The sequence below is a fragment of the Campylobacter sp. RM10537 genome, assembly GCF_022369435.1.
Classification (GTDB): domain Bacteria; phylum Campylobacterota; class Campylobacteria; order Campylobacterales; family Campylobacteraceae; genus Campylobacter_D; species Campylobacter_D molothri.
The window spans coordinates 618,054-643,570 of record NZ_CP059597.1; the positions used below are offsets into that span (position 1 = coordinate 618,054).

Here is a 25,517-nt window from a genome sequence, read left to right on the forward strand (position 1 = left end):
TTTTTGGAAATTGATTCGATATTTTAACTCAAATAAGCTTTAAATTTAAATTAATCATTTAGATATTATAAAGATTTTAGTATAATTTACTATGTTTCAAGTTTTTTATAAATTACCTATATGTTCTTTATTGTTAAAAAGTGATGGCGAATTTTTAACCGAAGTTGATTTTTGTTTTGGAGAATATTTTGAGGAAAATTCCTGCGAATTGTTAGAATTTGCTACTTGGGAATTAAAAAATTATTTTTCTAAAAAATTAAAAATTTTTAAAACTCCTTTAAAAATTCAAGGAAGTAGCTTTGAGGTAAAAGTTTATAAAGCTTTGATGCAAATTCCCTATGGGCAAACAATTACCTATAAAGATCTTGCACAAAATATCAATCACCCTAAAGCTTTTAGAGCTGTTGGAAATGCCAATTCTAAAAATAATATTCCCATTTTTATTCCTTGTCATCGTGTAGTTGCAAAAAATAGTATTGGCGGATATAATGGTGGAGTTAGCATTAAGAAATTTTTACTTCAAAATGAAGGTATAAAAATTTAAAATAAGCTTGGAAGTTGATTGGATTTGCTTTCAAATTCTTGTTCAAAATCTTCGTGATTTTCCAAAATAAGACAATACTTAAAATCTTTTAAATTTTTAAGATCTGAAAGTTTGCTGTATGAAAAATCACAAAATAAGGAATTTTTTACCGCTGTTTTAAAACCCTTAGCATGCTTGAAATTTTCATTCCAGTAATCAAAGGTATTTTGATTATTGACAACTATAAAAGCTTTTACACTTGTACCAAATTCACAAATTTCAAATTTTTCATCAATAAAATAAATTTTAAAATCATCTATTTTATTAAAATCAAAGTTGATTTTAATATTTTTTTCTTTTAAATAAGTTATGATTTTTGCAAATATTTGTGCATATACAAAAGGCAAATTTAAATTTTTAAAATACAAATTATCGCAAACTAAAGTAGTAAAAAAGAAACTCGATCTAGAAAGGAGGGTAAAATTAACTTCTTTTAAAATTTCAGTATTAGCACAAATTTTAAGTAAATAATTTTCATCATTAAAGCAAAAAATTTCTCCTTTTTTTGCTTTAATAAGGACATCAAAATCTATAAAAATATTTCCTTTTAAAACATTTAGAGAAAATGCTTTGCAAAGACTTAATTCATAAGATTTTAGCGATAAAAATTTACATTCTTTTTCTTCACATAAAAAGCGCAAAAGTTTCATTAAGGAAATTTCTAAATTTTCAACCTTAAGATAATAAATTTCTTTATCTTTAATAAAAAATTCATATTCGGATATAATTGCAAAAGCACCTTTTTCAATTGCCTGAAGAATTTCTTTTTCATCATTACTAAAAAAGGCAAATTCGCTTTTTAATTCATTGAGATTTAAAGCAAATCCAGCTACACTTAAAATACTTCCTTCATTAAGTATATTAGCATGGATAAGCTCACTTAAGTTACTTATATTCATCAACCTATTAATGCTCCATTGTGAATCAACTGTTCAGGAGTAATAAGTACAAGCTTGTCATTATATTTTGCACTTAATATCATACCATTACTTTCATGTCCAAAAATTTTTGCTTTTTTAAGATTGGTTATAACGCAAACTTGTTTTCCTACTAAATCACAAGCTTTATAGTATTTGGCTATACCAGAGACTACTTGGCGAATTTCTTTATTTTCAAGCTCAAGTTGAAATTTTAAAAGTTTTTCACTACCTTCTATATTTTGACACTCTAAAACCGTCGCAACTTTGATTTCTATTTTGGAAAAATCTTCGATTTTTATTTTTGCTTTTTCCTCTTTTTTAATTTCTTGTTTTACTTCTGGTTGTTTAATTTCAATTTTTGGAAATAAAACGTCACAAACTGTAGCTTTAAAGTTAAATAATTCATTATTAATAATCAACTTTTCATAATTAATAGTCGAAATTTCAAAATTTAAAGCTTGAGAAATTTTTTTACAAGAATTTGGCAAAGCAGGGCTTAACAAAATACTAGTTTTAGCTAAAATATTTGCACAAAGCCCAATAAGCGCGTTTGCTTCATCGAGTTTATTTTCTTTGATTAAATTCCAAGGTTCGTATTTGCTAATAGCTAAATTTGCTACACTTAAGGCCTTAAAAATCTCTTCTAAATAGCGATTGCATTGTAAATTTTCTAAATAATCTATAGCAAGTTTTAGATATTGCATTGCTTCATCGAGTTCATTTTTATAAAAATCTAAAATCTTATTTTGAGTAATTATCCCATTGTTATATTTTTGACTCATTCCTATAATACGATTGAGTAAATTGCCAAATTCATTACTTAATTCTGCATTGATACGATTGATAAGCATACTTTCGCTAAAATCACCATCGTTTCCAAAAGGAACCTCTCTAAGCAAGAAATATCTAAAAGCTTCTATGCCATAAGTATCTACAATTTCTTTAGGCTTAATAACATTGCCTTTAGATTTACTCATTTTTTCGCCTTCTTTAGTCCACCAGCCGTGAGCGCCTATAAATTTAGGCAAGGGTAGCTCTACGCTCATCAAAAAAGCTGGCCAATAAATTGCATGAAAACGCAAGATATCTTTACCAACTAGATGAATATGCGCAGGCCAAAATTTTTCATTTTGAGCTTTTAAAGAACTAATATAAATAAAAAGCGCATCAAGCCAAACATAAATTATATGCTTTTCATCATTAATTTCTTTTGGAAGTTTAATACCCCAATCAAAACTTGTTCGCGTAATAGAAAGATCTTTGAGTCCATTTTGTATAAAATTTATAAGTTCGTTTTTTTTATTTTTAGGAAGAATAGGATCTTTTTCTTCATACCATTTTAGAATTTGATCTTGATATTTTGAAAGCTTGAAAAAATAACTTTCTTCTTTTAAAAGTGTAGTATTTTTTCCACAATCTGGACAGCAAGTTTCATTGATTAATTGACTTTTAGTAAAAAAACTTTCACAGGAAATGCAGTAATGTCCTTCGTATTGATCTTTATATATATCACCTTTTTGCCACATTTTTAAAAACATAGCTTGTACAAATTCAATATGTGTTTGATCTGTAGTTCTAGCATAAATATCATAATTAATTTCTAATTCATTCCATAGCTTTTTAAATTCAGCACTGATTTTATCTGTATATTCTTTAGGTGTCGAATTTCTTTCTTTTGCTGCTTGCTCTATTTTTTGTCCGTGTTCATCAGTCCCTGTTAAAAATTTTGTTTCATGACCTTGCAGGCGATAAAATCTAGCCATAGTATCGGCAATAATAGTGGTATAAGCGTGTCCTAAATGAGGCACATCATTCACATAATAAATTGGAGTTGTAATATAACGCATGTTTAATTTCCTTAAAAAATTTAAAAATCAAATCCGCCTTCAGTCTTACCCTTAGACATGCTATTATAAACAGCATCAACATAGTCTTTGCGTGTTTGGCAAGTAAAAATTTCTTCGCAATTATAGCAAGAATTTAAGTTTTTTGAATTTTGACAGGATAATAAAATTTCTTTTTTATTATCCATTTCTTGTTCAAATTTGTCTCTAGTTTCAGCCATTATAAATTTCCAGAAGTTTTTCAATTTCGTATTTGGAGCCAAAAAAACAAGGAGTTGTTGCATGTATAGCTTCAAATTCGAGATCAAGTAAAGATTGATTACTTCCATTTGTAGTTTTTCCACCCGCCTTTTCCACGATAAACGCCAAAGGGAAAACTTCAAAAAAAGCTCTTAATTTTCCTTTAGGAGAATCTTTTGTCGCTGGATAACTAAAAATTCCACCTCCTTTGAGTAGAATTTGGTTGATATCACTTACCATAGCTCCAGAGTATCTTAAACGATAGTTTTCATCAAATAAGAATTTGATAAATCGAGTGTGTTTTTCGTCCCAAAATTTCTGTGTTCCGCCTGTAGCGTTAATTTTCCCTTTTTCTTCCATTTTTAATTCTTTAATAAAAATAAATTCATTATTTTTATTGAGACGATATAATTTAGGAGTATCTTCACAAATAACCATTTCTAATCTAGCTCCATACATGCTATAAACCGCTGCTTTTAAATTTTTAGCACTAGCTTTTTCTTCATAAATACCAAAAATAGACCCTATGGCAAAATTAACATCCATAAGGCTAGAACCATCAAGCGGATCATAAGCTACAATATATTTTGCATTATCATTAATTTTTAAAATTTCATTTTTTTCTTCACTGATAATGGCTTTAAGGGTAGGGCATTGACTTAAGGTTTTTGTAATAATCTCATCACTTAATATATCAAATTTAAGTTGAGTATCGCCTGTAGAATTGTGGTTTTGGCTATAACTTGTATCTGGAAATTTCAAAGAATCTGAAATTTCTAAAATAGCTTTTTGAATATAAGAAATTAATTCTTCCATTAACTCTCCTTTTTAGATTTTTTTTGCATTGTTTAATATATATCTACAAATTTCTTTAATATTGTTTAAATCAAGCCAAATTAAATTCGCATGAGAAATTTTATTATAACTTGCAATAGCTTTAGAAAATGGAAAATAACTCTCATCAATTTCTTGGCAAAAAACACTAATACGCGGTAGATCTAAATTTTTTAAACCTTCAACTAAACATATATCAAAGTCTTGTGATAATTGTAAGGCTTTTAAAATATCTCTTTGTTGATGGGAAAAAAAAGTCGTCCTTGTAGGACTTAAAACCATTACCTCTGCACCGGTTTGAAAAAATTTAAAACTATCTTTTCCATTAAAATCAAACTGAGCTTTATCTGCGGGATCATGCTTAATGATAAGAACTTTCAATCCTTGATTTATAAATTCATTCGAAATTTTTGTAATAAGAGTTGTTTTTCCAGAATTTGATGGGCCACTAAAGGCCATAATTAATTTTTCCATAATTTTTTGTTTTCCTAAAAATTAAAACTAAATTATAATATTTTAAACCAAAAAATAGAGTTAAAAGGCTAGAATTATAAAAAATATTTTTTTAGGTTAGCGTATGAGAATTTCTTTTTTATTATCTGGTATTTTATTTTTTAGTGCATGTTCTATAAAAGATCCTATTATTGTAGATACAAATTTAAAAACCCAAACTCTTATGTTTTCGCAAAAATATAAAATATCGCAAAATAATCTTAATGCTATTGTTACAATGTCTTATTTAAATCCTGTTTTGGATTATTCTAGTGATAATGATATTTTTGCTTTTACGCTTACCCCTGATTCTTTTAACATAGATAGTTTAGAGATTTTTTTAAATAATAAAAAAGCCGATATTAAAGAACTAGATCCATCTTTTTTGAAATATTTATTACAAAATAATTACACAAAATATTTAGAGGTAACCCTTCCCAGTGAAAAAGCAGAAAATTTTGTTAAGGCTAAGATTTGTTTAAATCATTTGCCTTGTTTTGAATTAAATTTTCAAAAATATCCGAAATCTTTATACTATCGTTCAGAAGATGTCGATACACAATATAATTAGCCAATACTTTTTTTCCATAAATTCGGCTTTCTTGATAAGGAACTAATTCCATAGATAAAAAAGGTTCATATTTTCCATTTTTAAACATATCATCTTTAGCTAACAATCTTGTTACAAATCCTATACCACCGTTATAAGCATAAGCTATAAATAAAGGGGATTTTAATCTTTTTTCTAAATAATCTAAATGATGGTTTCCAAAATAAAAAGCTATTTCAGGTTTAAACATAAAATCTTGATCAAAATTTGGAATTTTTAATTCTTTTTCTCCGATATGATTAGCTAAAAAAGGCATAAATTGCATTAAACCTAATGCATAAGAGACCGAAATAGCTGTAGGAATAAATCTACTTTCTTGTCTAGTGATAGCTAAAATTAAAGCTTGTCTAGGAATATCATAATCTTTAATGTACTGATAATAAGGTGTGATAAAATAATGCTTTTTAAATTTAGATTTTCTCTCTAAAATATAAGCATAGATAGGTAAAGTTTCTTCAGTATCGAATTTTTTAGCTAATACATCTAATTGTGTTGCGTTAGCTTCAAGTATTGTTTTATTAAGCTTTTGCCATGCAAACGGATCTTGCATATTAAAATCATTTTTTTTCTTATTAACATTAATTGTTTCGATTTTAGGAAAAGCGGTGTGGGTTAATTCTTTAGCATAAAGGCTATAGATATTTAAAGAATTGCTTTGAGCAAGCATTTGTAAATCTTTTTCATCCTTTTTGATTAACCACATCCAAAAAATAGCATTATCTCTACCGCTTCTACTTTTAAAAGTTTGTGCAGCCTGTTTAAAAAATTCATAAGCTATATGATCTTTATTGTAAGTTAAGGCATTAATACCTAAATAAAATGCTGTATATTCTTTGGTATTTTTTGGATTTGTTTGCAAAAGAGAATATCTAAATTTTGGATATTGCTTTTGAATAATAATGGTTTGAGCAAAATTATCAAAATCATTGTAATTAGAGATTTTATTTACAAAACTTGCATTTATGTCAAAATCTCCATCATCGGTTTTTAAGTATTTATAAAGCTTATAAAAACCATTTACATCGTCTTTTTCTTCCATATATCTCATAGGCTTGTTAGAATTAAAAGCAAGAAGTAAATTTGAAAAATCAGGTCTTTTAGAATCAAATTTTTTTGCCAATATATCTCGATCTTTATTGCTTAAACTCTCAATAAAAGAAATAGAATTTAAACGCACGCTTTGACAACTTAAATTCGCATCTAAAATAGTATTGTTTGTATAAGTATAACATTGTATATATTTTGGATTAATATAGGGTTTAATAGGAATAATTTTCTCAAATTCTGTTTTTATTTTGCCAGTATAACGAAAAATATGAGATTTTAAATTTTCAATTTCTTCTTTACCCAAAGTCTTTTTTTCTAAAAGTCTATAAATATAATAATCTTTAGCTAAAGAATTATCTTGTTTTTTTAAAGTTTTTAAATCGTATTCTAACGCATTAAGATATATAAAACTTAAAAACAATAAGCATATTTTTTTCACAAAAGACTCCTTAAGATACCATCAAGAAAAAAGCTGAAAAATTGTAAAGCCAAAAGTATAATTAAGGGTGCTAAGTCAATATTTCCTATACGTGTTGGAATTTTTCTTACTAAAGCATAAGCAGGATAGCTAAGCTTATATAAAATTTGAACAATAGGATTATATGGATCTGGATTAACCCAGCTTAAAAGTGCAGTAATAATAATAATCCAAGTATAAATATTAATAACAATGTGTAAAATTTGAAAGATAGCATAAATAAAAGAATCCATAATCATAATTTATATCCTCGCTAATTCATGTATAAAATTTTTTATATGCGGATAAAGATCGCTAAGTTCTGGCCCATGTATATTTCCTGTTAGAATAATCCTTAAAGGCATAAAGAAATTTTTACCTTTTAAGCCGCTTTTTTGTAAAAGATAACCTTTGAAATCATCATACTTTTCAAAAAGTTCTATGCCATTTAGAATTTCTTTTAAAATTTTACATTCTTTCTCAAATTCAAGATAATCTTTAGGACTAAAAATAGCATGAATTTTTTCTTTTAATTCTTTAATTGTACTTGCTTCTTGAGTATAAAATTTTGCTAAATCAGCTAAATCTCTTGTAGAATTTAAAATTTCATTAAGCTTGGAATTTTCTAGCAATTTTATATGCTCCCGATTAATCTGTAAAAGTTTCTTTAGATCAAATTTAGCAGGAGATTTTGAGATTTTATTGATATCAAACCAAGAAATAGCTTCATTTATAGTAAAAATTTCACAAGGAGTTTTATTCCCTAAGATAAGAAGATAATTAGCAATTGCACTTGGCAATATTCCTTGTTCTAGCAACCATTTTACAGAAGAATGTGCCTCTCTTTTGCTCATTTTAACACCTTGTTCATTAAGAATGATAGGCAAATGCGCATAGCTTATTTTTTGATCATAGCCTAAGCTTTGGCGAATATGTTCTTGTTTAGGTGTATTTGAAACATGATCTTCCCCACGTATAATGCAAGTAATATTTTCAAGCATATCATCGACAGCACAAGCAAAATTGTAAGTAGGGGTTTTGTCAGTTCTCATAATAACAAAAGAATCAATATTGTCAGGCTCAAAACTAAGCTTACCTTTGATGAGATCTAAAAATTCTATCGTTTTATTGGGTTTTTTAAGGCGAATAACAAAAGGTTTTTCACATTCTAAAATATCAATATCTGCTAATTTTTCACAAGTTCCATCGTATCGATAAGGTTTTCCTTGTTGTTTTGCTAATTCTTTTTTTTCTTCTAATTCTTTTTCTGTGCAAAAGCAAGCAAAAGCTTTTTTTTCGCTGACGAGCTTTAAAGCCATTTGGCGATGAAATTTCAAATTCTCACTTTGTATGTAATATTCTTGCCAAGAAATTCCAAAAAGGCTTAGGATTTGTTTTATTTCTTCCTCTTTGCCTTCTATATTTCTTGCTTTATCAGTATCTTCTATACGTAAGACAAAATAAGTATTTTTTTGTTTAGCGCAGATGTAATTAAATAAAGCTACGCGTAAATTTCCTATGTGCATATCTCCTGTTGGAGATGGGGCAAAACGATACATTGTAAAACCTTGTATTTTGGATTCTCAAAAAACAAAATTATAACAAATAATTTTATACAGATATTTAATATTTACTTGATATAATTACTTTTATGATGTATTTATTTTTATCTTTTATTATTTTAGTTATATTTGGCTTAGTTAATCTATATATTTACAAGCGTTTGATTAATAAATTCTTACTTTTTAAGTATTTTAAAAAATTTTTCGCATTAATCTTTTTTGTGCTTTTTTTAGCTCAAATTGTTTTTTTAATCCTAAGAAGAGATGATTATCTAAGTGAGTTATGGTATGAAATTTTATCGATGAGTTATGCTCCAAGCTATTGTCTTTTTTTTATTACTTTGATACTTGATTTTTTTAGACTTTTTTTAATTCTTTCGGGAAAAGCTTATAAAAAGATTAATATCTTTATTCGTTTAATTTTTGAAATTATTATTATTTTAATTTCTGTATTTTTAATTTATATAAGCATTCATAATGCTCTAAAAATTCCTGAAATCAATACATTAAATTTGAAAATTAATGGCTTAAAAAAAGATCTAAAAATTGCTATTTTAACCGATATGCATTTGGGTAAAAATTTACATGAAAAATTTTTAGAACAAGTGATTAATAAAGTTAATTTTCAAAAACCGGATATGGTTTTTATTATCGGTGATTTAATTGATGCAAGTCCTAGGGATTTGAAGCCTTATATTTCAAAATTAAATGATTTTAAATCAACCTATGGGACTTTTTATACCGTAGGAAATCATGAATATTATCATGGAATTAATCAAGTCCTAGATTTGCTTAAAACTCATACAAAAATGAAAATTTTACTCAATCAAAATAAAGATCTAGGTTTTATTAATATTGCTGGAATGACTGATTTGGCTGGAATTGACAAAGGTTTATATGCTCCTAATTTAGGAAGGATAAAAGTAGATTTAAATACATCAAAGCCAAGTATTTTATTAACTCATCAGCCAAAAACAGCTTTGCTTTATGATTTAAGTGATTTTGATTTGATTTTAAGCGGACATACTCACGGAGGACAAATTTTTCCGTTTATGTTTTTGGTTAAACTTCAACAAGGTTTTGTTTATGGGCTTTATAGTTTAAGTGAAAAAACAAAATTATATGTTAGCAGTGGAGCAGGTTTTTGGGGTCCAAGCCTTAGAGTTTTTGCTCCAAGTGAAATTGTTATTTTAAATCTTAAAGGAGATTTGTAATGAATTTTTCAAGAGAAAGTTCTAAACTTTTTGGTCTTATAGCTAAATTTAAATTTCCAAAATTAATTCAAAAAAAAATCAACCAACTTTATGTAAGTTATTTTAAAATTGATATGAGCGAATTTGATCATGTTTGCGAATATAAAAGTTTAAATGAACTCTTTACAAGAACTATAAAAATTCCTCGCACCATAGAAAAAGGTTTTATCAGTCCTAGTGATGGAAAAATTTTACAATGCGGGAGTACTTTTTTAGCTGATGAAGAGCATTTTGCCTTTTCAATTAAAGGGCATACTTATAGTGTCGTGGAGCTTTTAAAAGATAATTTCAAATCTCATGAGTTGAAAAAAGGATTAGATTATATCAATATTTATCTTTCGCCAAGAGATTATCATCGTTATCATAGTCCTTGTGATATGCAAATTTTAAGCGCAACCTACACAAGAGGACTACTTTATAGTGTCAATGAAAAACATTTAAAATCCATTGGCAATCTCTACACAAAAAATGAAAGAGTAAGTTTAAAATGTCAAAATGAAAAAGGTATTTTTTGGCTTGTTTTTATAGGTGCGCAAAATGTTGGAAAAATGCGTTTTAATTTTGATGACAGCATTAGAACAAATGCTAAATTGTCTTATAGTTTTACCAAAGAATATGAGAATTTAAAATTAAAAAAAGCAGAAGAACTTGGATACTTTGAACTAGGTTCTACTATAGTATTGATTGCTCAAAAAGGTATATGGAATAAAAAATTAGAAATAGGGCAGAAAATTAAATTCGGAGAGAGTATTTCTGATTAATTTTTATGAGTTTTATTTGCCATTTGATAAATAAAAGCAAAAACTTCAGCTACTGCTTTATACATGTTAGGTGGGATTTCATCTCCAAGATCAAGTTTGCTTAAAATTTCAATCAGATCCTCATCTTCTTTTATAGGCACTCCATGTTCTTTGGCTAAAGAGATAATTTTAGCAGCACTTTCTCCTTTGCCACTTGCAAGAACTTTTGGTGCAGAATGCTTTTCTTTTTGGTAGCCTAGAGCGACAGCTTTTTTAATGGATTTTTTAATTTTGCTCATACTGTTTTATCCATCCCCATTTCAAGGTCTAAATTTTTAATATCCCTATTATCAAATTTGCTTCTTATGATATCACCTACAAAAAAATTAGCGCTTAAAAGTCCTGCTTTATTGATATTCTTTTTAAGCTCATGGGCATTTTCATAAATTGTTTTTCTAAATTCTTTATTTTCAGCCATAATATTTATGTCTATGTATTTTTCATGGTTTAAAGAAATTAAAATTTCTAAGTCTCCAAGCTTAGCAAATTCAAGTTTTATTTGAGCAAAAAATTTATCTTTTTTACCTCTTCTAAACATAATTTTAGAGTCATTAAGATCTTCCCAAGAAAAAGGTAAATAGGTATTAATAGAATCATTTGCTAGAGAAATTAGTTGATTGATTTCAATTTGAGCTAAAAGTCTATTGGTCTGATTATAAACAGCTTCATTACCTTCATTTTTAGCCAAATTTGAAATTTGCAAAAGAGTGGATTTGATATCATGATGTAAAGATTCTGCTATATCTTGATCTGTTTTTGGCTTAATTTGAGCTAAATCCTTCATAGATAAATCAAGTTTTCGTTCTAAATTTTTTATTTCAGCTTGATTTATTTTTGTGTGTTGGATATGAGGTTCTAATTCTCTTAAACTTTCATTAAGTCTTCTTGAAAGATTGCTAAGATCTTTGCTCAGATTTTGCACTTGTTCTAGATCTAAATTTTCCACGATAAAGGCTAAATTTTTGATATTATTTTGCTTATTAAAAATTTCTTGATTTTTGAAAAGATTTTCTTGATTTTGTGTATTGTTTAGAGGTATTTTTTGCATATTATTTTCATTTTTTGTTTCAAAAAATTTAGCATTTTCTCTAAGAGGATTTTTTGTATTTTCTTGGTTAAAATTATTTTTATTGTTATCATTTTTATGGTCTTGAAAATTTTCCACTTCTTTTTTTTCATCTTTATTTGCTTTTTGATCGTTTAAATGTTTTTCTTGGTTATGTTCTTGTGTTTTATGTTTTAGTTCATCATCTTGTGTTTGTTCTTTATGTTTTTTTACTTCATGAGAATTTTCATTTTGAATATCTTTTTTATTTGAAATAAGGTTTTTTAAAATATCGCTTTCATCATTAGGCATTTTTAAATTTGATTTTTCTAAAATATTTTTTAAAGTATTTTCAAGTTTTTCAAATGCTTTAGCAGCATTTTTTAATATATTTGTATCCTGAATCATGATATTTTCTGGTTTATTTAAAGCTTTGAAAAAATCATTTTTTAAAGCTTTAATTTCTTTTGAAATTTTGTAAGCAATATCATTAATTTTATTTTGAGCCATGCTAGGATTTTTGGTGATATAATTTTTAAAATTTTCTATTTTAGATCCTAGCTTTAAAAGCGTTTTAAAAGAGCTTTGATCTAAAATTTGTGCATTTTCTTTCTTATTGGTTTGTAATATATTTTTAAGCTCTTTAAGAGTCTCTTTTGGGTTTAAATTCGCAGCAGCTAATTGAGCAATTTGGACGCTAAGTTTTTCATTGCTTAGACCCTTAATTGTACTTAAGAGAGAATAAAAACTTTTAGGTAGGCTTTCTTCATTTAAAGCATCTTTTAATTTTGCTTCAAAAAATACACCTGAATTTTTAAATAATGGAGCCAAATTGTTATTTTTAATTTCGCTTGCTGGTTTTAAAATTTGATTTAGCTTATCTAAAACTTGAGAAAAAACATCATCTTTTGCAAGTTCAGTACTCAATATTTTTAATTCATTAGCAAAGTTAGGAGCTAAGTTTAAATTTTTACTTTGCTTAAGCATAGGCGAATCAGGATTTTTTTGAGAATTGATTTGTTCTAGAAGTTTATTGACAAGTTCTTTGAGTTTTGTACTAGTTTCATTTTGGATAAGCTTAGAGATTATTTCTTCATTGCTAGCATCTTTACTTAGACCTAAATTTTGTTTTAGGGCATTTGAAAGTGCTTCTTTAGGACTTTCTTTAGAATTTGCTTTATCTTTTACTGGAGCATTATCTAATTTAATATCATTTTTTTGAGCATTAGCAATTTGACTTGTAAGTTGAGTATTAATCATCTAACATCACCATATTTCCAGGTTTTTTATTGAATTTTTTACTTAGAATATGAGGTCTATTTATGGTAAAGAGTATTAAAAATCCAAGTAAAGAAATATAAAACCAAATAAAACCTTTTGTATTAAAATATTGCATTAAAAAACCTAAAATCAAAGGCCCAAATAAAGATCCCAAAGAATAGCAAAAAAGAACACCACGTCCTAATTCTACACCTTTGTTTTTAATCACCAATACATCATTAGCCCTGGCCAATGCTAAAGCATAAAGACAAAAAATTCCCATACCCAATAAAAAAGATAAACAATATTGAATATATAAGCAAGGTTTAAAAAAAATAAATACAAGCATGGTAAAAAAACCTATACTTGAACAAGTAATAATAGCAAATTTTCTACCCAATTTGTCCGAGATGGTTCCCATAATAGTTTGGGCAAAAAAACCACCTAAAATTCCACAAAAAGTAAAATAAGATACAGCTTGATTGTTAAATTTTTGCAAAAGTATAAATAAAGGAGCCATTGAAAAAAAACCATTTATAAGCATTCCGGCTATAAAACTGGTTATGATGGCCAAAGGTGCGATATCAAAAATTTTCGGTATAGAAATAGGGCTTGAGGCTGGTAAAATGGGTTCTTTTATTTTGATTAGATTTAGTGGCAAAGAAGAAAATAAAATCAAAGCAGCACTTAAAATAAAGACATTATGTCTGCTTAAATTAAGAGCAATAATTAAAGTTCCTATTCCAAAAGAAAGATAAAATACTATTTCATAAAATCCTAAAATTCTTGATCGAATAGCATTTTTACTTTTTTCATTTAACCAAGATTCTATTACCATTAAAAAACCATAATAACAAACACCTATTAAAAATCTTAAAATAGCCCAAAAAATAAGATTATTACTAATAGTATGTAGCATAGCTGAAATTCCAAAAATAGCACCAAATAAGCCAAAAGATCTTATATGACCTATTTTTGAAATAATTTTATGTGCACTTATTGTTCCAATAAGCCCTCCAATAAAAAAACAAGAGCTAATAATCCCCACAACCAAAGGGCCTTCTCCTCTTTCTTTAAGAACAACGCCGATTGAAGTAACAATTAAAGCGTTGCCAGCAAATAAAAAAGCCATGCTGGCAAAAAGTGCTGTCATTGATTTAATAATTTTTTTTGGACTCATATCTTATATATATCATAAAAATAAAAACGCAAATAAGCAGGCTTGAAATTCCACACAAATAGCTAATTATATGAAGCATTCCTTGTCTGTTTAAAAACAAAAAACCCGCAACTAAAATCACATAAGCAAAAATTTTTAATAAATTAAAAAATGTCGCAAAAAAATATATTTTATTTTTTGTACTGAATTCTAAATCGTCTTTTGGGATTGTAAATTTTATATTTTTAGGTAGATTTTTAATCTTTTTAAGAGAGAATAGAAACAAATTTTGATTTATTTGATATTTTTTTGCTTGAGAATAGATCATTTTTTTATAACTAAGATAAGAAGTCATAACAACCAATACGATACTAAAAAATGCTATTTCAAAGCTAAAAAATATATTCAGCTTAAAAGGAATTAAAAACAAAAAGGATAAAAAAAATACAATATGAATTAAAAATATAACCATAGCAAATGTTTTTTTATATTGCATTACTTATTTTTCTCTTTTTGGATAATTTCTTTTACTAATTCATCGCGTTTTACAAATTCTTCATAATTTTTTACTTGTTTTTTGTAAGCTTTATAAACATTAAGTATTGCACCAGAAATTCCCCAGAAAACCCCTAGCCAAAATAACCAAGGATAAGGGGTAAATTTTTGAAGTAAAAACCCAATACCAATGCCAATTAAAATAGCAACAACTATAGAAATTCCAAGACTTAAACCGTCTGCAGCTTCTATAGTTTTATGAATAATTTTTTTTCTTGTCATAGTTGTTTAAAACTTTCTTTTATTGCTTCTAAAGTAGTATCAATTATTTTATTATTCATTTTAGAGCAAATAAAACCAGTTTCAAATTGCGAAGGAGCAAGATAAATTCCATTTTTAAGCATTTTTTGATGAAATTTTGAAAAAAGTTTAAGATCTGATTTTAAGGCATCTTGATAATTTTCAACTATTTTTTCTGTAAAAAAGTAGCCAAACATAGAACCTACATAGCAAGTTTGCAAAGGAATTCCTCTTTCAAGAGCTATTTTTTTCATACCTTGAGTTAGTCGTTTAGCTAACTTAGCTAATTTTTCATACAAATCTTTTTTCTTTTTTGCCTTAGAAATACTAGCAATTCCTGCTGCCATAGCTAAAGGATTCCCACTTAGAGTTCCAGCCTGATAAACTCCACCTAGAGGACTTAAAATATCCATAATTTCAGTTCTAGCTGCAAAAGCTGCCGCTGGCAATCCACCTCCAATAACTTTTCCAAAAGTAACAATATCAGCCTCAATATGATTAATTCCATAAGAGCCAAGATATGAGGCTCTATAACCACTCATAACTTCATCAAAAATAAGTAAAGTTTCGTTGGCTTTACAAATTTGTACTAAATCTTCTAAAAATTCTTGTTTAGCTGGAACCAAGCCCATATTTCCAGCTATAGGTTCTATAATAACACAAGCAATATCTTGATGCTGTGCAAAAAGTTCTTTTACACTTTGAATATCATTGTATTTTGCAACTAGAGTAAATTTTGCAATTTCATTTAATACTCCTAAAGAACTTGGAGTATTAAAAGTAGCAGCACCACTTCCAGCGCTGACAAGTAAGGAATCAGAATGTCCGTGATAGCACCCTTCAAATTTTAATATTTTATCTTTTTTTGTAAAACCACGCGCAAGACGAATTGCGCTCATCGTCGCTTCTGTTCCGCTATTTACAAAACGAATTTTATCTAAATGTGGAAAATCTGATAAAACTAAATTTGCAAGTTCTGTTTCTAATAAAGTAGGGGCTCCAAAACTTGAACCTTTTTTAAGAGCATTTTGACAAGCTTTTTGAATATCTTTATCGCAATGTCCAAAAAGTAAAGGTCCCCAGCTTTGTACATAATCAATATAAGAATTTCCTTCAATATCAACAATATAAGCACCTTTACCATGATCAATAAATCTGGGTTCACTTTCTACATTACTAAAAGCTCTAACTGGTGAATTTACACCACCTGCTATTATTTTGCATGCTTGTTCAAAAGCTTTTTTATTTGTCATTTTTTACTCCTTTGGTATTTGTAGATTGCTGTTTTTTATTTTTGTTAAATTGGTTAATATAATTATATAAACTTACAATTTCTTCATTGGTCAATGAATAATTTGGCATAATAGATTTGGCATTTTTAGTTTGATTGAGTGAGTTTTTAAACTTTTCAAAACTAAGGTTTTGAATACTTGGAATTTTATAAGGTGTTTTAATTCCCTTTTTTAGATAATATCCTAAAATTTGCTCACTTCCATCATTTCCATGGCATTTTTTACAACTAATTCCTCTAGGATTTTCATAAAGCATTTTAGCGTATTCTCTTGGAGTTATAAAATCAGAACCAAAAAGAATAATGGTTGTAAATAAAAACGTTATAAGGATTTTCAAAATTTAACCTTGCTAATGAAATTTTAATATGATACAATTTTTACTTTAAAAAAGTAATAAAATTTTATAAAAGGAAAGTAATGATTTTACTTGATGGTAAAGCCTTAAGTTTAAAAATCAAAGAAGAACTTAAAGAAAAAAATCAAATACTTAAAGAACAGGGCATGCAGACTTGTCTTGCTGTGATTTTGGTTGGAAACAATCCTGCAAGCCAAACTTATGTTAATTCCAAAGCTAAAGCTTGCGAAGCATGTGGGATTAAGTCTTTGGTATATCATCTTGATGAAAATACAACCCAAAATGAACTTTTAGCACTTATTAATACTTTAAATTACGATGATAGTGTGCATGGAATTTTAGTGCAACTACCTTTACCAAGTCATATTAATAAAAATTTAATTTTAGAAAGCATTATAAGTAGTAAAGATGTAGATGGCTTTCATCCTATTAATGTGGGGTATTTAAATTTAGGTTTAGAAAGCGGATTTTTACCTTGCACCCCGCTTGGTATTATGAGACTTTTAAAATCTTATGAAATCACTTTAGAAGGCTTAGATGTTGTTATTATAGGAGAATCAAATATAGTTGGACGTCCTATGGCTACGATGTTTTTAAATGCTGGTGCAACAGTGAGTATTTGTCATATTAAAACAAAAGATTTAAAATTATACACTCAAAGAGCCGATTTAATTGTAGTGGCAGCTGGATGTGTGAATTTATTGCGTTCTGATATGGTTAAAGAAGGAGTGATTGTTATAGATGTTGGTATCAATCGTCTTGAAAATGGTAAAATAGTAGGTGATGTTGATTTTGAAAATGTTTCAAAAAAAGCAAGTTTTATTACTCCAGTTCCTGGAGGAGTTGGGCCAATGACTATTGCTATGCTTTTAGAAAATACCGTAAGATCGGCTAAAAATAGACTAAAATAGGAAAATTCATGATTTTTTTTAAAAAACTTTATAGATTTTGTCAATCTTGGACTGGGACAGTTATTATTGTTCTTTTGGTTATGTTTTTCTTTATGCAAGCTTTTGTAATTCCTAGTGGTTCTATGAAAAATACCTTATTAATACATGATTTTTTATTTGTTAAAAAATTCAGTTATGGTATCCCAACCCCACATATTCCTTGGCTTGAAATTCCTGTTTTACCAGATTTTAATAAAAATGGTCATTTAATCGCTGGGTCAGGGCCAAAAAGAGGGGATATAGTGGTTTTTAGGTATCCTAGGGATGCAAAGCAGCATTTTGTTAAACGTTGTGTTGGGGTAGGGGGAGATAAAATAGTTTATGCAAATAAAACTCTTTATGTAAGAATGCATGAAGGCGATGAATTTATGCGCTCTCATTATCCTAAAGACCTTGTTAAGCTTGGTGGAAAGATTTATGTTAAAGAGCCTTATAAAGAAAAAGGGATTCATTATGATTTAAAAAAAGATATAGAAAGTGATATATTAGCACATTTTGCTATAAATGATTTTGCTATGTCTCCAACCTATTTTAAAGAACTTGGAGAACAAGTAGGTTTTAGCGGAGGAAATGCTTATATTTTTGAAGTCCCTAAGGATGAATATTTTATGATGGGAGATAATAGAGATTATTCTTATGATAGTCGTTTTTGGGGAAGTGTTCCTTATAAATTTATAGTAGGAAAACCTTGGTTTGTGTATTTTTCTTGGGATGATAATAAAGGCATTGTTAGATGGGAAAGAATAGGAAGAAGTGTTGATACTTTAGAAAATAATGATGTTTATATTCATGATTATGATGAAAATGACACTTTAGGTTAAAAACCATTGAAAATTTCTTAAGAAATTTTCAATATCTCTCAATACTTTATAATTAAATTTAAAGCTTATAAAAACCAATAAATTATACTTATTATTCGAGTACAATTAATCAAATTTTCATTTTTTTAAAAAATGAAAGTAAAAATTTATTTGTGAAAAAAGTTAAAGAAAATCTTTGTTAAAACTAAACTAATTAATATAAGAGAAAAATTATAAGCAAAAAAATAATTTACATAAATTTTATTTATCTAAATTATAAAAAAAATTAATTTTATAATTTTAGTTATTTTTTAGTATAATTTCAATTATCTTTAAATAATATATAATATTTAAAGATATGAACATCTTTCAAAGAGTAAGTTTAAAGCTAAATTGGTTTCCTTGACTTCATCTTTCACTCTTTTAGCTTTAAATTAATCATTCTAAATTAAAGTTTGGTTTTTTAGCAATATTGTTTTTAGCAATATTGCTAATTTTATTTAAAAATCATAATTTCTTTTAATTGTTTAAAATTAAGATATGGAAAAAATTTTATTAATTTCAAGAAAGAAAGATTAAGTGGAGCGGGAAACGAGATTCGAACTCGCGACCCTAACCTTGGCAAGGTTATGCTCTACCCCTGAGCTATTCCCGCAAGTAAAGGCAAAATTGTAATAAATTTTTTATTCTTTGTCAAGGATTAAAGCTTTAAAAGTTCTATATGATCTCCTTTATGGTATTTTTCTATTTTCTCTTCACTTATAAGTAAAAATTCACTATTAATTAAAGGTAATATCATGCCTGAACCAAATTGATTATTATTAAAGGGTATGAAAAATTCATTTTCTAAATTTCCCAAAATAAAATTATTTCTTCCTTTTTTAATCTTTAAATCAACACCCATTTTAGCACTGATTTTAAAAGATTTTTCAAAAGTGTTATTAAGCAAATTAATAATTTTTTTAGCAAAAATAAAGCAAGAAAGATAAGCAGCCATAGGATTTCCTGGTAAAACTAAAGCTAATTGTTTATCTTTTTTGTAAAGTTTGCTAGGGCGCGCAGGCCGTGCTTTTACACCTTTAAAAATAGCCTTATAATTTAATTCATCAAAGGCTTTTTCTAAAAAATCAGCTTCACCCATGCTCGCACCACCAGAAGTAATCAAAAGATCAAAATTTGTTTTTAAAAGAGTATTTTTAATTATATTAAAATCATCTTTTATAATTCCAAGATACTGAATTTCGCAATAATTTAACATACTCATCAAAGACAAGGCATTAACATTATAGATATTTTCTTCATCACAAGTTTGCCAAGGTTCTTTAAGTTCATTGCCACTTGAAAAAATACCAATGCGAATTTTTCTCACAACTTCGATTTTATAAATTCCTTGAGAAGCAAGTAGTGCAATATGTCTTGAATTTAGCCTTGTGCCTTTTTTTAATAAAAATTCACCTTGTTTTAATTCTTCGCCTTTTAGACGTCTTGCATTAAATTGCTTAGGATTTTTTTTAATAATAAGTTTATTGTTTTCTAAATATTCATCCTCAACCATCAAAATTGTATCAGCATTTTTTGGCATTTTTGCCCCAGTCATAATCTTATAACATTCATTTTTACCTATTTCATAAGTTTTGCTATCGCCTGCAAAAATAACACCTTTTATACTTAAAGCTTCTTTTAAATCCATGTAATTAAAGGCATATCCATCTAATGCTGCATTATCAAAACTAGGTAAATTTTTCTGCGCATAAAGATCTTTTGCTAAAATACGATTTGTTGCATTTTCCAAGCTAATAATTTCAATTTCTTCTAAAGGTATGACTTCTTTTTCTATATCTTTTAAAGTTTCAAAAAGATTTTTCATTCTTCAAGCCTTGTAATTTTAGCCCCCAAGGCTTTAAATTTTTCTTCTAAATTTTCATAACCTCGATCCAAGTGATAAATTCGATGCACTTTGCTTGTACCTTTAGCAGCAAGAGCAGCAAGTATGAGTGCTGAAGAAGCACGTAAATCTGTAGCCATAACATCAGCTGCATTAAGTTCTTTGCCGCCAACTATGGTTGCAATATGTCCATTAAGTTTTATATCTGCACCCATCCTTAAAAGCTCACTTACATGCATAAAACGATTTTCGAAAAGTCTTTCATCAATAATACTTGTTCCTTCTGCTTTTAAAGCCAAAGCCATAAATTGTGCTTGCATGTCTGTTGGAAATCCTGGATATTCACTAGTTAAAATTTCTATAGGTTCTATTTTTTTAGCCGGAAATAAGATAATGTTATCATTTTCTATTTGAGTTTTAAAACCCATTTGGTGGAGTTTTGCCAAAACAGCTCCTAAGTGTTCTGCATTGACTTTTTTAAGGCTAATTTGAGAATTTGTTATAGCTCCTGCACAAAGATAAGTTCCCGCTTCAATTCTATCTGGAATTACGCTAAATTCTTTGAAATTTAAAAGCTCTCCATCTGTACCATAAATTTCAAGCTCATTGCTTTCTATGCCTTTAATATCCAATCCTGTATTAGCTAATACTTCGCAAAGCTGTACAACTTCTGGCTCTTTGGCCACATTTAAAATTTTAGTTTTTCCCTTAGCTAAAGCTGCAGCCATAATAATATTTTCACTACCTGTGACAGTGATCTTATCAAAAAGAATTTCAGCACCTTTAAGTTTTCCATTTGCAATTACATAGCCTTGTTTAATTTCTATATTTGCACCCATTTTCTCTAAAGCACTTAAATGCAAATCGATCGGTCTTTGACCTATAGCACAACCTCCAGGTAATGAAACTTCACAATGTCCAAAACGTGAAAGTAGGGGACCTAGTGTGAGTATAGAAGCTCGCATTTTGCGCACAATATCATATTTAGCGATAGTTTGATTAAGAGTGGTTGTATTTATAATTGCTGTATTATCTTGAAAATAGGTATTTGCGCCTAAATTTTCAAGTAGAGATATTAAAGTTTTAATATCAGCTACATTTGGGACATTGGATATCTTTACTTCATTTTTAGCAAGTATAGTAGAAGCGATTAAGGGTAGGGCGGCATTTTTAGCGCCGCTAATTTGAACTTCACCTTCTAAAGAATCAACACCTTTAATTTCCAAAAAAGTCATATTTTTCCTTAAAAAATAAAATGCTTTATTATAGCATTCTTAAACTTTTGGAAAAATTATTTATTTTTGTTGATTTTGAATCTCTTGAATTTGTGCCTGAATAGTTGCAGATTGACCAATCAATGTTGCAACTTGACTTTGCAAACTTGCAAGTTGATTTTTATCAGCATTAGCCATTTTTCCAGTAAGTTCTGCTATTTTTGCTTGTATTTCTGCTAATTTTTGCATCAATTCTGCAAGCTTATCTGTATTATCATCTTGAGAATTTGATTCATTGGAATTTTGATTATTTTTAGATTGCAATTGCCTACTAGATTTTTCTTTTGCCTCTTTGCTAATAGTAACTTCAACAGCTGAATCTAACTTTTGCGTATCTTTTGTTTCTTTTTCTTTTTGTGTATTATCTGTATTTATTTTGGTATATTGACTTAATTCTTTTAGAGTATTATCAATTTTCATATTATTTCTCCTTAACTTCGATATATTTTTTATATCGTCTCTTTTTTATTATTATTTACATCTATTAACTAACAAATTTTCATAAAATTACGTAGTATTTTTTTACCCTGTTGACTTAAAATAGCTTCAGGATGAAATTGTATGCCATAAATACTATATTTTTTATGTTTAATTGCCATGATAATGTCTTGAGAATTTTTGGCTAAAATTTTACATTTTTTAGGCATTTTGCTTATATGCAAGGAATGATATTGGCAAATTTTAATATTTTTTTTTACACCTTTAAAAAGTGGGTCTTTTTTAAAAATAAGAGTTGAAGTTTTACCATGGATAGGGTTATTCATTTTTTTTACCTCTCCCTTAAAAGCTTTAGCAATACATTGATGCCCCAAGCAAATTCCTAAAATTTTTTTACTTTTTTTAAAATATTTAATAGCTTTAAGGCTTAATTTTGATTCTTTAGGGGAGTTAGGACCTGGAGAGATAATTAAATGTGTAAAATCAAATTTATCTAAATTTTTTACTTTTTTAAATTCGTCGTTTTTTATAACTTTACATTGATATCCTAATTCTTTTAAATAAAAAATAATGGTATAACTAAAAGAATCATAATTATCTATAAATAAAATTTTTTTCATTCTAAAATAACCTTTTTTAAGCCTCTAACAGAATTAATACAATAAATTTCATCTGCTTCTATTAAATCTTTTTTATAAATATTTTTTTCTTGCACATAACCCAATTGCACTAAAAAAGAACGATAAATTCCATTTAATAAGCCACTATTTAAAGCGGGTGTATAAAATTTTCCATTTTTATTTATAAGTATATTGCTTCTTGTTCCTTCACAAAGTTCATTTTTTTCATTAAAAAACGCTATATCATAACATGAATCATTTTTCCATAATTCTTCTTTATTTATATATAAAGTTCTTATAGAGCTTTTATGGTATAAAAAATCGCTTTTTGAGTTTAATTTTTCCTTGCTTAAAAGTAGGGTATTATTTATATTATTTTTTATATGACTATAAGAAATATGATAGTTTCCATTTTTTTCTAAAATAAGTTTTATAATGGCTTGCTTATGTTTAGATTTAAAGTGACTAGTATAAAATAAATTATGCTCCTTTGAAAAAAGCTTTTTATTTAATTTATGAATATTTAGGTTTAAAAATTCATTTATATTAGCTTTTTCTTGCAATATTTTATCAAATTCCTTAAGTAAAATTTGCGTATTAAAACCAAACTTTATAGCTGAATTTAAAATTCTTTGCAAATGTTGCTTGAAAAATAAAATTTTACCATTTTTATAATACATGGTTTCAAAAAGAAAAAAATCTTTAGGCATTAAAAATTCAGATTTTAATTTTAATTCGTCAAATTCATTATTTAAATCAGAATCCCAAACCAATCCACCGCCCACACTATATTGATAATTCTCTCTTTTTTCCAAAGTGCGTATTGCAACACTAAATTTACTTTTATTTTTATGTATAAGTCCTATAGAGCCACAATAAATTCCGCGTTTTCTTTTTTCAAGTTTTTCGATAAGTTTTATGGTTTCAAGTTTAGGGGCGCCGGTGATGGATCCACAAGGAAAAAGAGCTTTAAAAATTTTATAATAATTTATATTTTTTTTTAATGAACCTTTGATTATGGAAGTCATTTGATGTAAAGTAGGGTAACTTTGTATCTTAAAAAGTTTTACTTTCATACTTTGTTTTTTAATAAGCTTGGAAAGATCATTTCTTAAAAGATCTGCAATCATTACATTTTCACTTAAATTTTTAATATCATTTTTTAAGAAAAATTTATTTTCTTTATCTTTTTTTGGATCTTTATCCCGTTTTATTGTTCCTTTCATAGGTTTTGTAATAATTGTATTATTTTTAGTTTTGAAAAATAATTCTGGAGAAAAAGATAAAATCTCTCGGTTTTTATCTTTAATATAAGCCTTAAATTGTGTATTTTGTTTTTTTAATAAAAGATTAAATAAATAATAACTATCAAGCAAGGTATTAAAATGAAAATTTTGAGTAAGGTTAACTTGATAACTTTGACCCTTAGCAATTGCCTCTTTAACTTTTAAGAAATTTTCTTTATAGTTTTGAAAATTTAATTCATCACAAAAAGAGGGTAAAAATCTATTCTCATCAATAACCAAAGAAGAGAATTTCTTCCTTTTCTTATAAGCAAAAAATACCAAATAAGCTTCTTTGCTTTTAAAATCTGCATTATATAAGTATTTATAAAATTCATAATCAGCAAGAACTATAAAATAAAATTTTTCTTTATATTTTTCCACAAAATTAAAATATTTTTTACTTTGTTTTTGATTATAAGCTCTTAAAATGTATTTTAAATCATAATATAAATATTTTCCAAAAACTGCAAAATTTTCAGCGTTCACTAATTTCCTTTGCTACTTGTGCAGCAAGTTTTAATTTATCATTATCAAAATGAGTATAAATTCTTGAAGTGTTTAAACTGGCATGGCCTAAAGCTTCTTGTACCAAAACTAAATCTTTTTGCTTTTTATAAAGTAAGGTAGCAAAGGTATGACGTAACATGTGTGCTCCATTTTTTTGTTTGCGAATTCCTGCACGAAATAGAAGTTGTTCAACAATGCGACTAATATAAGATTGGGTTAGGGGAGTACCTTTTTTATTAACAAAAAGCAAGGTATCTTTGCTCATATAATTAATTTGGACATTTTTAAGTAAATGTTCTATAAGTTCTTTTTTAATCATAACAATACGATATTTATTGCCTTTTGATCTTATTCTTATAAGATAAAGATCATTTTCTTCGCTAATATCACCCATTTTTATATTAATAGCTTCGCTGACACGAATTCCTGTAAAAATGATAATTTTTATAATAAGTTGATTGCGTATGGTGTTATTTTTAAAATCAGCATTTTCTATTGCATCAAGAAATTTTTTAACTTCTTCTTCGCTCATAAATTCAGGAAGTTTTACACCTTTAGAACCGGTAATTCCTGCCCAATTTTTAAGATTAATATCAAAAATATGAGATTTATTATCTTCTTCATTTTGTTTATCTAAAAAATCAAAAAAATTAATCACGGCAATTCGGTGATTTTTTTTGCTTGCATCAGATAAAGATCCTGTGATACTAGCTAGAATTTCAACAATTAACTCTTCATCTATTTGTTTTAAGGAGTGAAGTTTATAAAATTTTAAATATTCAAAAAGTTTTTTTAAAGGATTAAAATAAGTATTAACTCCACTTAAGCCTATATTTCTTGCTTTTTTAGCCAAAGCATCTAATTCTTCTATATTTGTAACACCTTTGGTAAGCGAGAAATTAATTTTTGCTAAAACTTCTGGATTTTTTAACTCTTTATTTGAAAGAGAATTAAGTTTAAATTTCACATATTTAGCTAACCAAAATAAAAAAGATTTTTCAAAATTTTCTTCACAATCTAAAGGATATTTCATTTTTATTTCCCAATCTTATTTTAGAAAGAATATTTTAGTATCAACTTAGTAAAAAAAAGCTTTTTATGAGTTAAAAAATTAAAAGATTGGAATACTTAAAAAAGTATGATAAAAGGTAAAAATACATATTAAATTCTAATTTTGTATTGAAAACTATAATTTTCAAACTTTTTTAT

General features: G+C 27.1%; 27 protein-coding genes and 1 tRNA gene. 6 read left to right on the forward strand and 22 right to left on the reverse strand.

Annotation, left to right across the window (positions count from 1 at the left end):
• The first annotated feature begins 91 nt into the window (after nt 1–91).
• Nucleotides 92–544 (forward strand): methylated-DNA--[protein]-cysteine S-methyltransferase, encoded by a 453-nt coding sequence (locus CMOL_RS03145; RefSeq protein ID WP_200282178.1) that lies wholly within the window; start codon nt 92–94, stop codon nt 542–544.
• Here CMOL_RS03145 and CMOL_RS03150 read toward each other — a convergent pair.
• The 5 genes from CMOL_RS03150 to mobB are packed head-to-tail and all read right to left on the reverse strand — an operon-like array spanning nt 541 to nt 4,895.
• Complete coding sequence (locus tag CMOL_RS03150; protein ID WP_200282181.1) at nt 541–1,482, reverse strand: hypothetical protein; 942 nt, start codon at nt 1,480–1,482, stop codon at nt 541–543. The two genes, CMOL_RS03145 and CMOL_RS03150, sit on opposite strands and share 4 nt — an antisense overlap.
• Nucleotides 1,482–3,350, reverse strand: coding sequence for a methionine--tRNA ligase (metG, locus tag CMOL_RS03155; protein WP_239820661.1), 1,869 nt, complete (start codon nt 3,348–3,350; stop codon nt 1,482–1,484). Before metG ends, CMOL_RS03150 begins: the two co-directional genes overlap by 1 nt.
• A 20-nt stretch (nt 3,351–3,370) precedes the next feature.
• Nucleotides 3,371–3,568 carry a hypothetical protein gene (locus tag CMOL_RS03160; protein ID WP_200282187.1) on the reverse strand — a complete coding sequence of 66 codons (198 nt, stop codon included), beginning with the start codon at nt 3,566–3,568 and terminating at the stop codon, nt 3,371–3,373.
• The gene (locus tag CMOL_RS03165; protein ID WP_200282190.1) at nt 3,561–4,403 is read right to left on the reverse strand and encodes a class 1 fructose-bisphosphatase; all 843 of its coding nucleotides are present in this window, start codon (nt 4,401–4,403) and stop codon (nt 3,561–3,563) included. The genes CMOL_RS03160 and CMOL_RS03165 overlap by 8 nt, the downstream gene beginning before the upstream one ends.
• 12 nt (nt 4,404–4,415) lie before the next feature.
• Nucleotides 4,416–4,895, reverse strand: coding sequence for a molybdopterin-guanine dinucleotide biosynthesis protein B (gene mobB, locus CMOL_RS03170; RefSeq protein ID WP_200282193.1), 480 nt, complete (start codon nt 4,893–4,895; stop codon nt 4,416–4,418).
• Nucleotides 4,896–4,998: 103 nt separating this feature from the next.
• Here mobB and CMOL_RS03175 point away from each other — a divergent pair, with 103 nt between their 5' ends.
• Nucleotides 4,999–5,484 (forward strand): hypothetical protein, encoded by a 486-nt coding sequence (locus tag CMOL_RS03175; protein WP_200282196.1) that lies wholly within the window; start codon nt 4,999–5,001, stop codon nt 5,482–5,484.
• On the opposite strand, the gene CMOL_RS03180 is transcribed toward CMOL_RS03175, so the two are convergent.
• Genes CMOL_RS03180 through gltX form a run of 3 tightly spaced genes read right to left on the reverse strand, consistent with a single transcriptional unit; the run spans nt 5,381 to nt 8,586 of the window.
• Nucleotides 5,381–7,009 (reverse strand): lytic transglycosylase domain-containing protein, encoded by a 1,629-nt coding sequence (locus CMOL_RS03180; RefSeq protein ID WP_239820662.1) that lies wholly within the window; start codon nt 7,007–7,009, stop codon nt 5,381–5,383. The two genes, CMOL_RS03175 and CMOL_RS03180, sit on opposite strands and share 104 nt — an antisense overlap.
• Nucleotides 7,006–7,287, reverse strand: coding sequence for a YggT family protein (locus CMOL_RS03185; protein ID WP_239820663.1), 282 nt, complete (start codon nt 7,285–7,287; stop codon nt 7,006–7,008). Before CMOL_RS03185 ends, CMOL_RS03180 begins: the two co-directional genes overlap by 4 nt.
• Before the next feature lie 3 nt (nt 7,288–7,290).
• Nucleotides 7,291–8,586 (reverse strand): glutamate--tRNA ligase, encoded by a 1,296-nt coding sequence (gene gltX / locus CMOL_RS03190; protein WP_239820664.1) that lies wholly within the window; start codon nt 8,584–8,586, stop codon nt 7,291–7,293.
• Between the two features lie 92 nt (nt 8,587–8,678).
• On the opposite strand from gltX, the gene CMOL_RS03195 reads away from it, so the two are divergent.
• Entirely contained in the window at nt 8,679–9,803 is a 1,125-nt protein-coding gene (locus CMOL_RS03195) for a metallophosphoesterase (RefSeq protein ID WP_239820665.1), read from the forward strand.
• On the forward strand, nt 9,803–10,603 hold the full coding sequence (locus CMOL_RS03200; protein WP_200282209.1) for a phosphatidylserine decarboxylase: 801 nt from the start codon (nt 9,803–9,805) through the stop codon (nt 10,601–10,603). Before CMOL_RS03195 ends, CMOL_RS03200 begins: the two co-directional genes overlap by 1 nt.
• On the opposite strand, the gene CMOL_RS03205 is transcribed toward CMOL_RS03200, so the two are convergent.
• Genes CMOL_RS03205 through CMOL_RS03230 form a run of 7 tightly spaced genes read right to left on the reverse strand, consistent with a single transcriptional unit; the run spans nt 10,600 to nt 16,530 of the window.
• Entirely contained in the window at nt 10,600–10,881 is a 282-nt protein-coding gene (locus CMOL_RS03205; RefSeq protein ID WP_200282211.1) for a FlhB-like flagellar biosynthesis protein, read from the reverse strand. The genes CMOL_RS03200 and CMOL_RS03205 overlap by 4 nt on opposite strands.
• Nucleotides 10,878–12,947, reverse strand: a complete 2,070-nt coding sequence (gene fliK / locus CMOL_RS03210; RefSeq protein WP_239820666.1) for a flagellar hook-length control protein FliK — start codon at nt 12,945–12,947, stop codon at nt 10,878–10,880. Before fliK ends, CMOL_RS03205 begins: the two co-directional genes overlap by 4 nt.
• Nucleotides 12,940–14,127 (reverse strand): MFS transporter, encoded by a 1,188-nt coding sequence (locus tag CMOL_RS03215; protein WP_200282215.1) that lies wholly within the window; start codon nt 14,125–14,127, stop codon nt 12,940–12,942. The genes fliK and CMOL_RS03215 overlap by 8 nt, the downstream gene beginning before the upstream one ends.
• Nucleotides 14,105–14,602 (reverse strand): hypothetical protein, encoded by a 498-nt coding sequence (locus CMOL_RS07830; protein ID WP_337198296.1) that lies wholly within the window; start codon nt 14,600–14,602, stop codon nt 14,105–14,107. Before CMOL_RS07830 ends, CMOL_RS03215 begins: the two co-directional genes overlap by 23 nt.
• On the reverse strand, nt 14,602–14,883 hold the full coding sequence (locus CMOL_RS03220) for an AtpZ/AtpI family protein (RefSeq protein ID WP_200282217.1): 282 nt from the start codon (nt 14,881–14,883) through the stop codon (nt 14,602–14,604). Before CMOL_RS03220 ends, CMOL_RS07830 begins: the two co-directional genes overlap by 1 nt.
• A complete protein-coding gene (gene hemL / locus CMOL_RS03225; RefSeq protein ID WP_239820667.1) occupies nt 14,880–16,154 on the reverse strand; it encodes a glutamate-1-semialdehyde 2,1-aminomutase in 1,275 nt (424 codons plus the stop codon). The genes CMOL_RS03220 and hemL overlap by 4 nt, the downstream gene beginning before the upstream one ends.
• Entirely contained in the window at nt 16,144–16,530 is a 387-nt protein-coding gene (locus tag CMOL_RS03230; RefSeq protein WP_239820668.1) for a c-type cytochrome, read from the reverse strand. Before CMOL_RS03230 ends, hemL begins: the two co-directional genes overlap by 11 nt.
• 80 nt (nt 16,531–16,610) lie before the next feature.
• Between CMOL_RS03230 and folD the strand changes: the two genes are divergently transcribed.
• Both folD and lepB read left to right on the forward strand, forming a co-directional pair.
• On the forward strand, nt 16,611–17,459 hold the full coding sequence (gene folD, locus CMOL_RS03235; protein ID WP_239820669.1) for a bifunctional methylenetetrahydrofolate dehydrogenase/methenyltetrahydrofolate cyclohydrolase FolD: 849 nt from the start codon (nt 16,611–16,613) through the stop codon (nt 17,457–17,459).
• Between the two features lie 8 nt (nt 17,460–17,467).
• Nucleotides 17,468–18,319 (forward strand): signal peptidase I, encoded by an 852-nt coding sequence (lepB, locus tag CMOL_RS03240; protein ID WP_239820670.1) that lies wholly within the window; start codon nt 17,468–17,470, stop codon nt 18,317–18,319.
• 559 nt (nt 18,320–18,878) lie between these two features.
• Here the strand turns inward: lepB and CMOL_RS03245 are convergent.
• The 7 genes from CMOL_RS03245 to CMOL_RS03275 form a co-directional block, all read right to left on the reverse strand.
• Nucleotides 18,879–18,953 (reverse strand) — tRNA-Gly (locus tag CMOL_RS03245).
• Between the two features lie 45 nt (nt 18,954–18,998).
• Complete coding sequence (locus CMOL_RS03250) at nt 18,999–20,165, reverse strand: molybdopterin molybdotransferase MoeA (protein WP_239820671.1); 1,167 nt, start codon at nt 20,163–20,165, stop codon at nt 18,999–19,001.
• Nucleotides 20,162–21,418, reverse strand: a complete 1,257-nt coding sequence (gene murA, locus CMOL_RS03255) for a UDP-N-acetylglucosamine 1-carboxyvinyltransferase (RefSeq protein WP_200283608.1) — start codon at nt 21,416–21,418, stop codon at nt 20,162–20,164. Before murA ends, CMOL_RS03250 begins: the two co-directional genes overlap by 4 nt.
• A gap of 60 nt (nt 21,419–21,478) precedes the next feature.
• On the reverse strand, nt 21,479–21,877 hold the full coding sequence (fspA, locus tag CMOL_RS03260) for a flagellum-secreted nonflagellar protein FspA (RefSeq protein WP_239820672.1): 399 nt from the start codon (nt 21,875–21,877) through the stop codon (nt 21,479–21,481).
• A gap of 68 nt (nt 21,878–21,945) precedes the next feature.
• A complete protein-coding gene (locus tag CMOL_RS03265; RefSeq protein ID WP_200283611.1) occupies nt 21,946–22,515 on the reverse strand; it encodes an anthranilate synthase component II in 570 nt (189 codons plus the stop codon).
• Nucleotides 22,512–24,287, reverse strand: a complete 1,776-nt coding sequence (locus CMOL_RS03270; RefSeq protein WP_239820673.1) for a bifunctional chorismate-binding protein/class IV aminotransferase — start codon at nt 24,285–24,287, stop codon at nt 22,512–22,514. Before CMOL_RS03270 ends, CMOL_RS03265 begins: the two co-directional genes overlap by 4 nt.
• Nucleotides 24,277–25,341 (reverse strand): tyrosine-type recombinase/integrase, encoded by a 1,065-nt coding sequence (locus CMOL_RS03275; RefSeq protein WP_239820674.1) that lies wholly within the window; start codon nt 25,339–25,341, stop codon nt 24,277–24,279. The genes CMOL_RS03270 and CMOL_RS03275 overlap by 11 nt, the downstream gene beginning before the upstream one ends.
• Nucleotides 25,342–25,517 lie beyond the last annotated feature (176 nt).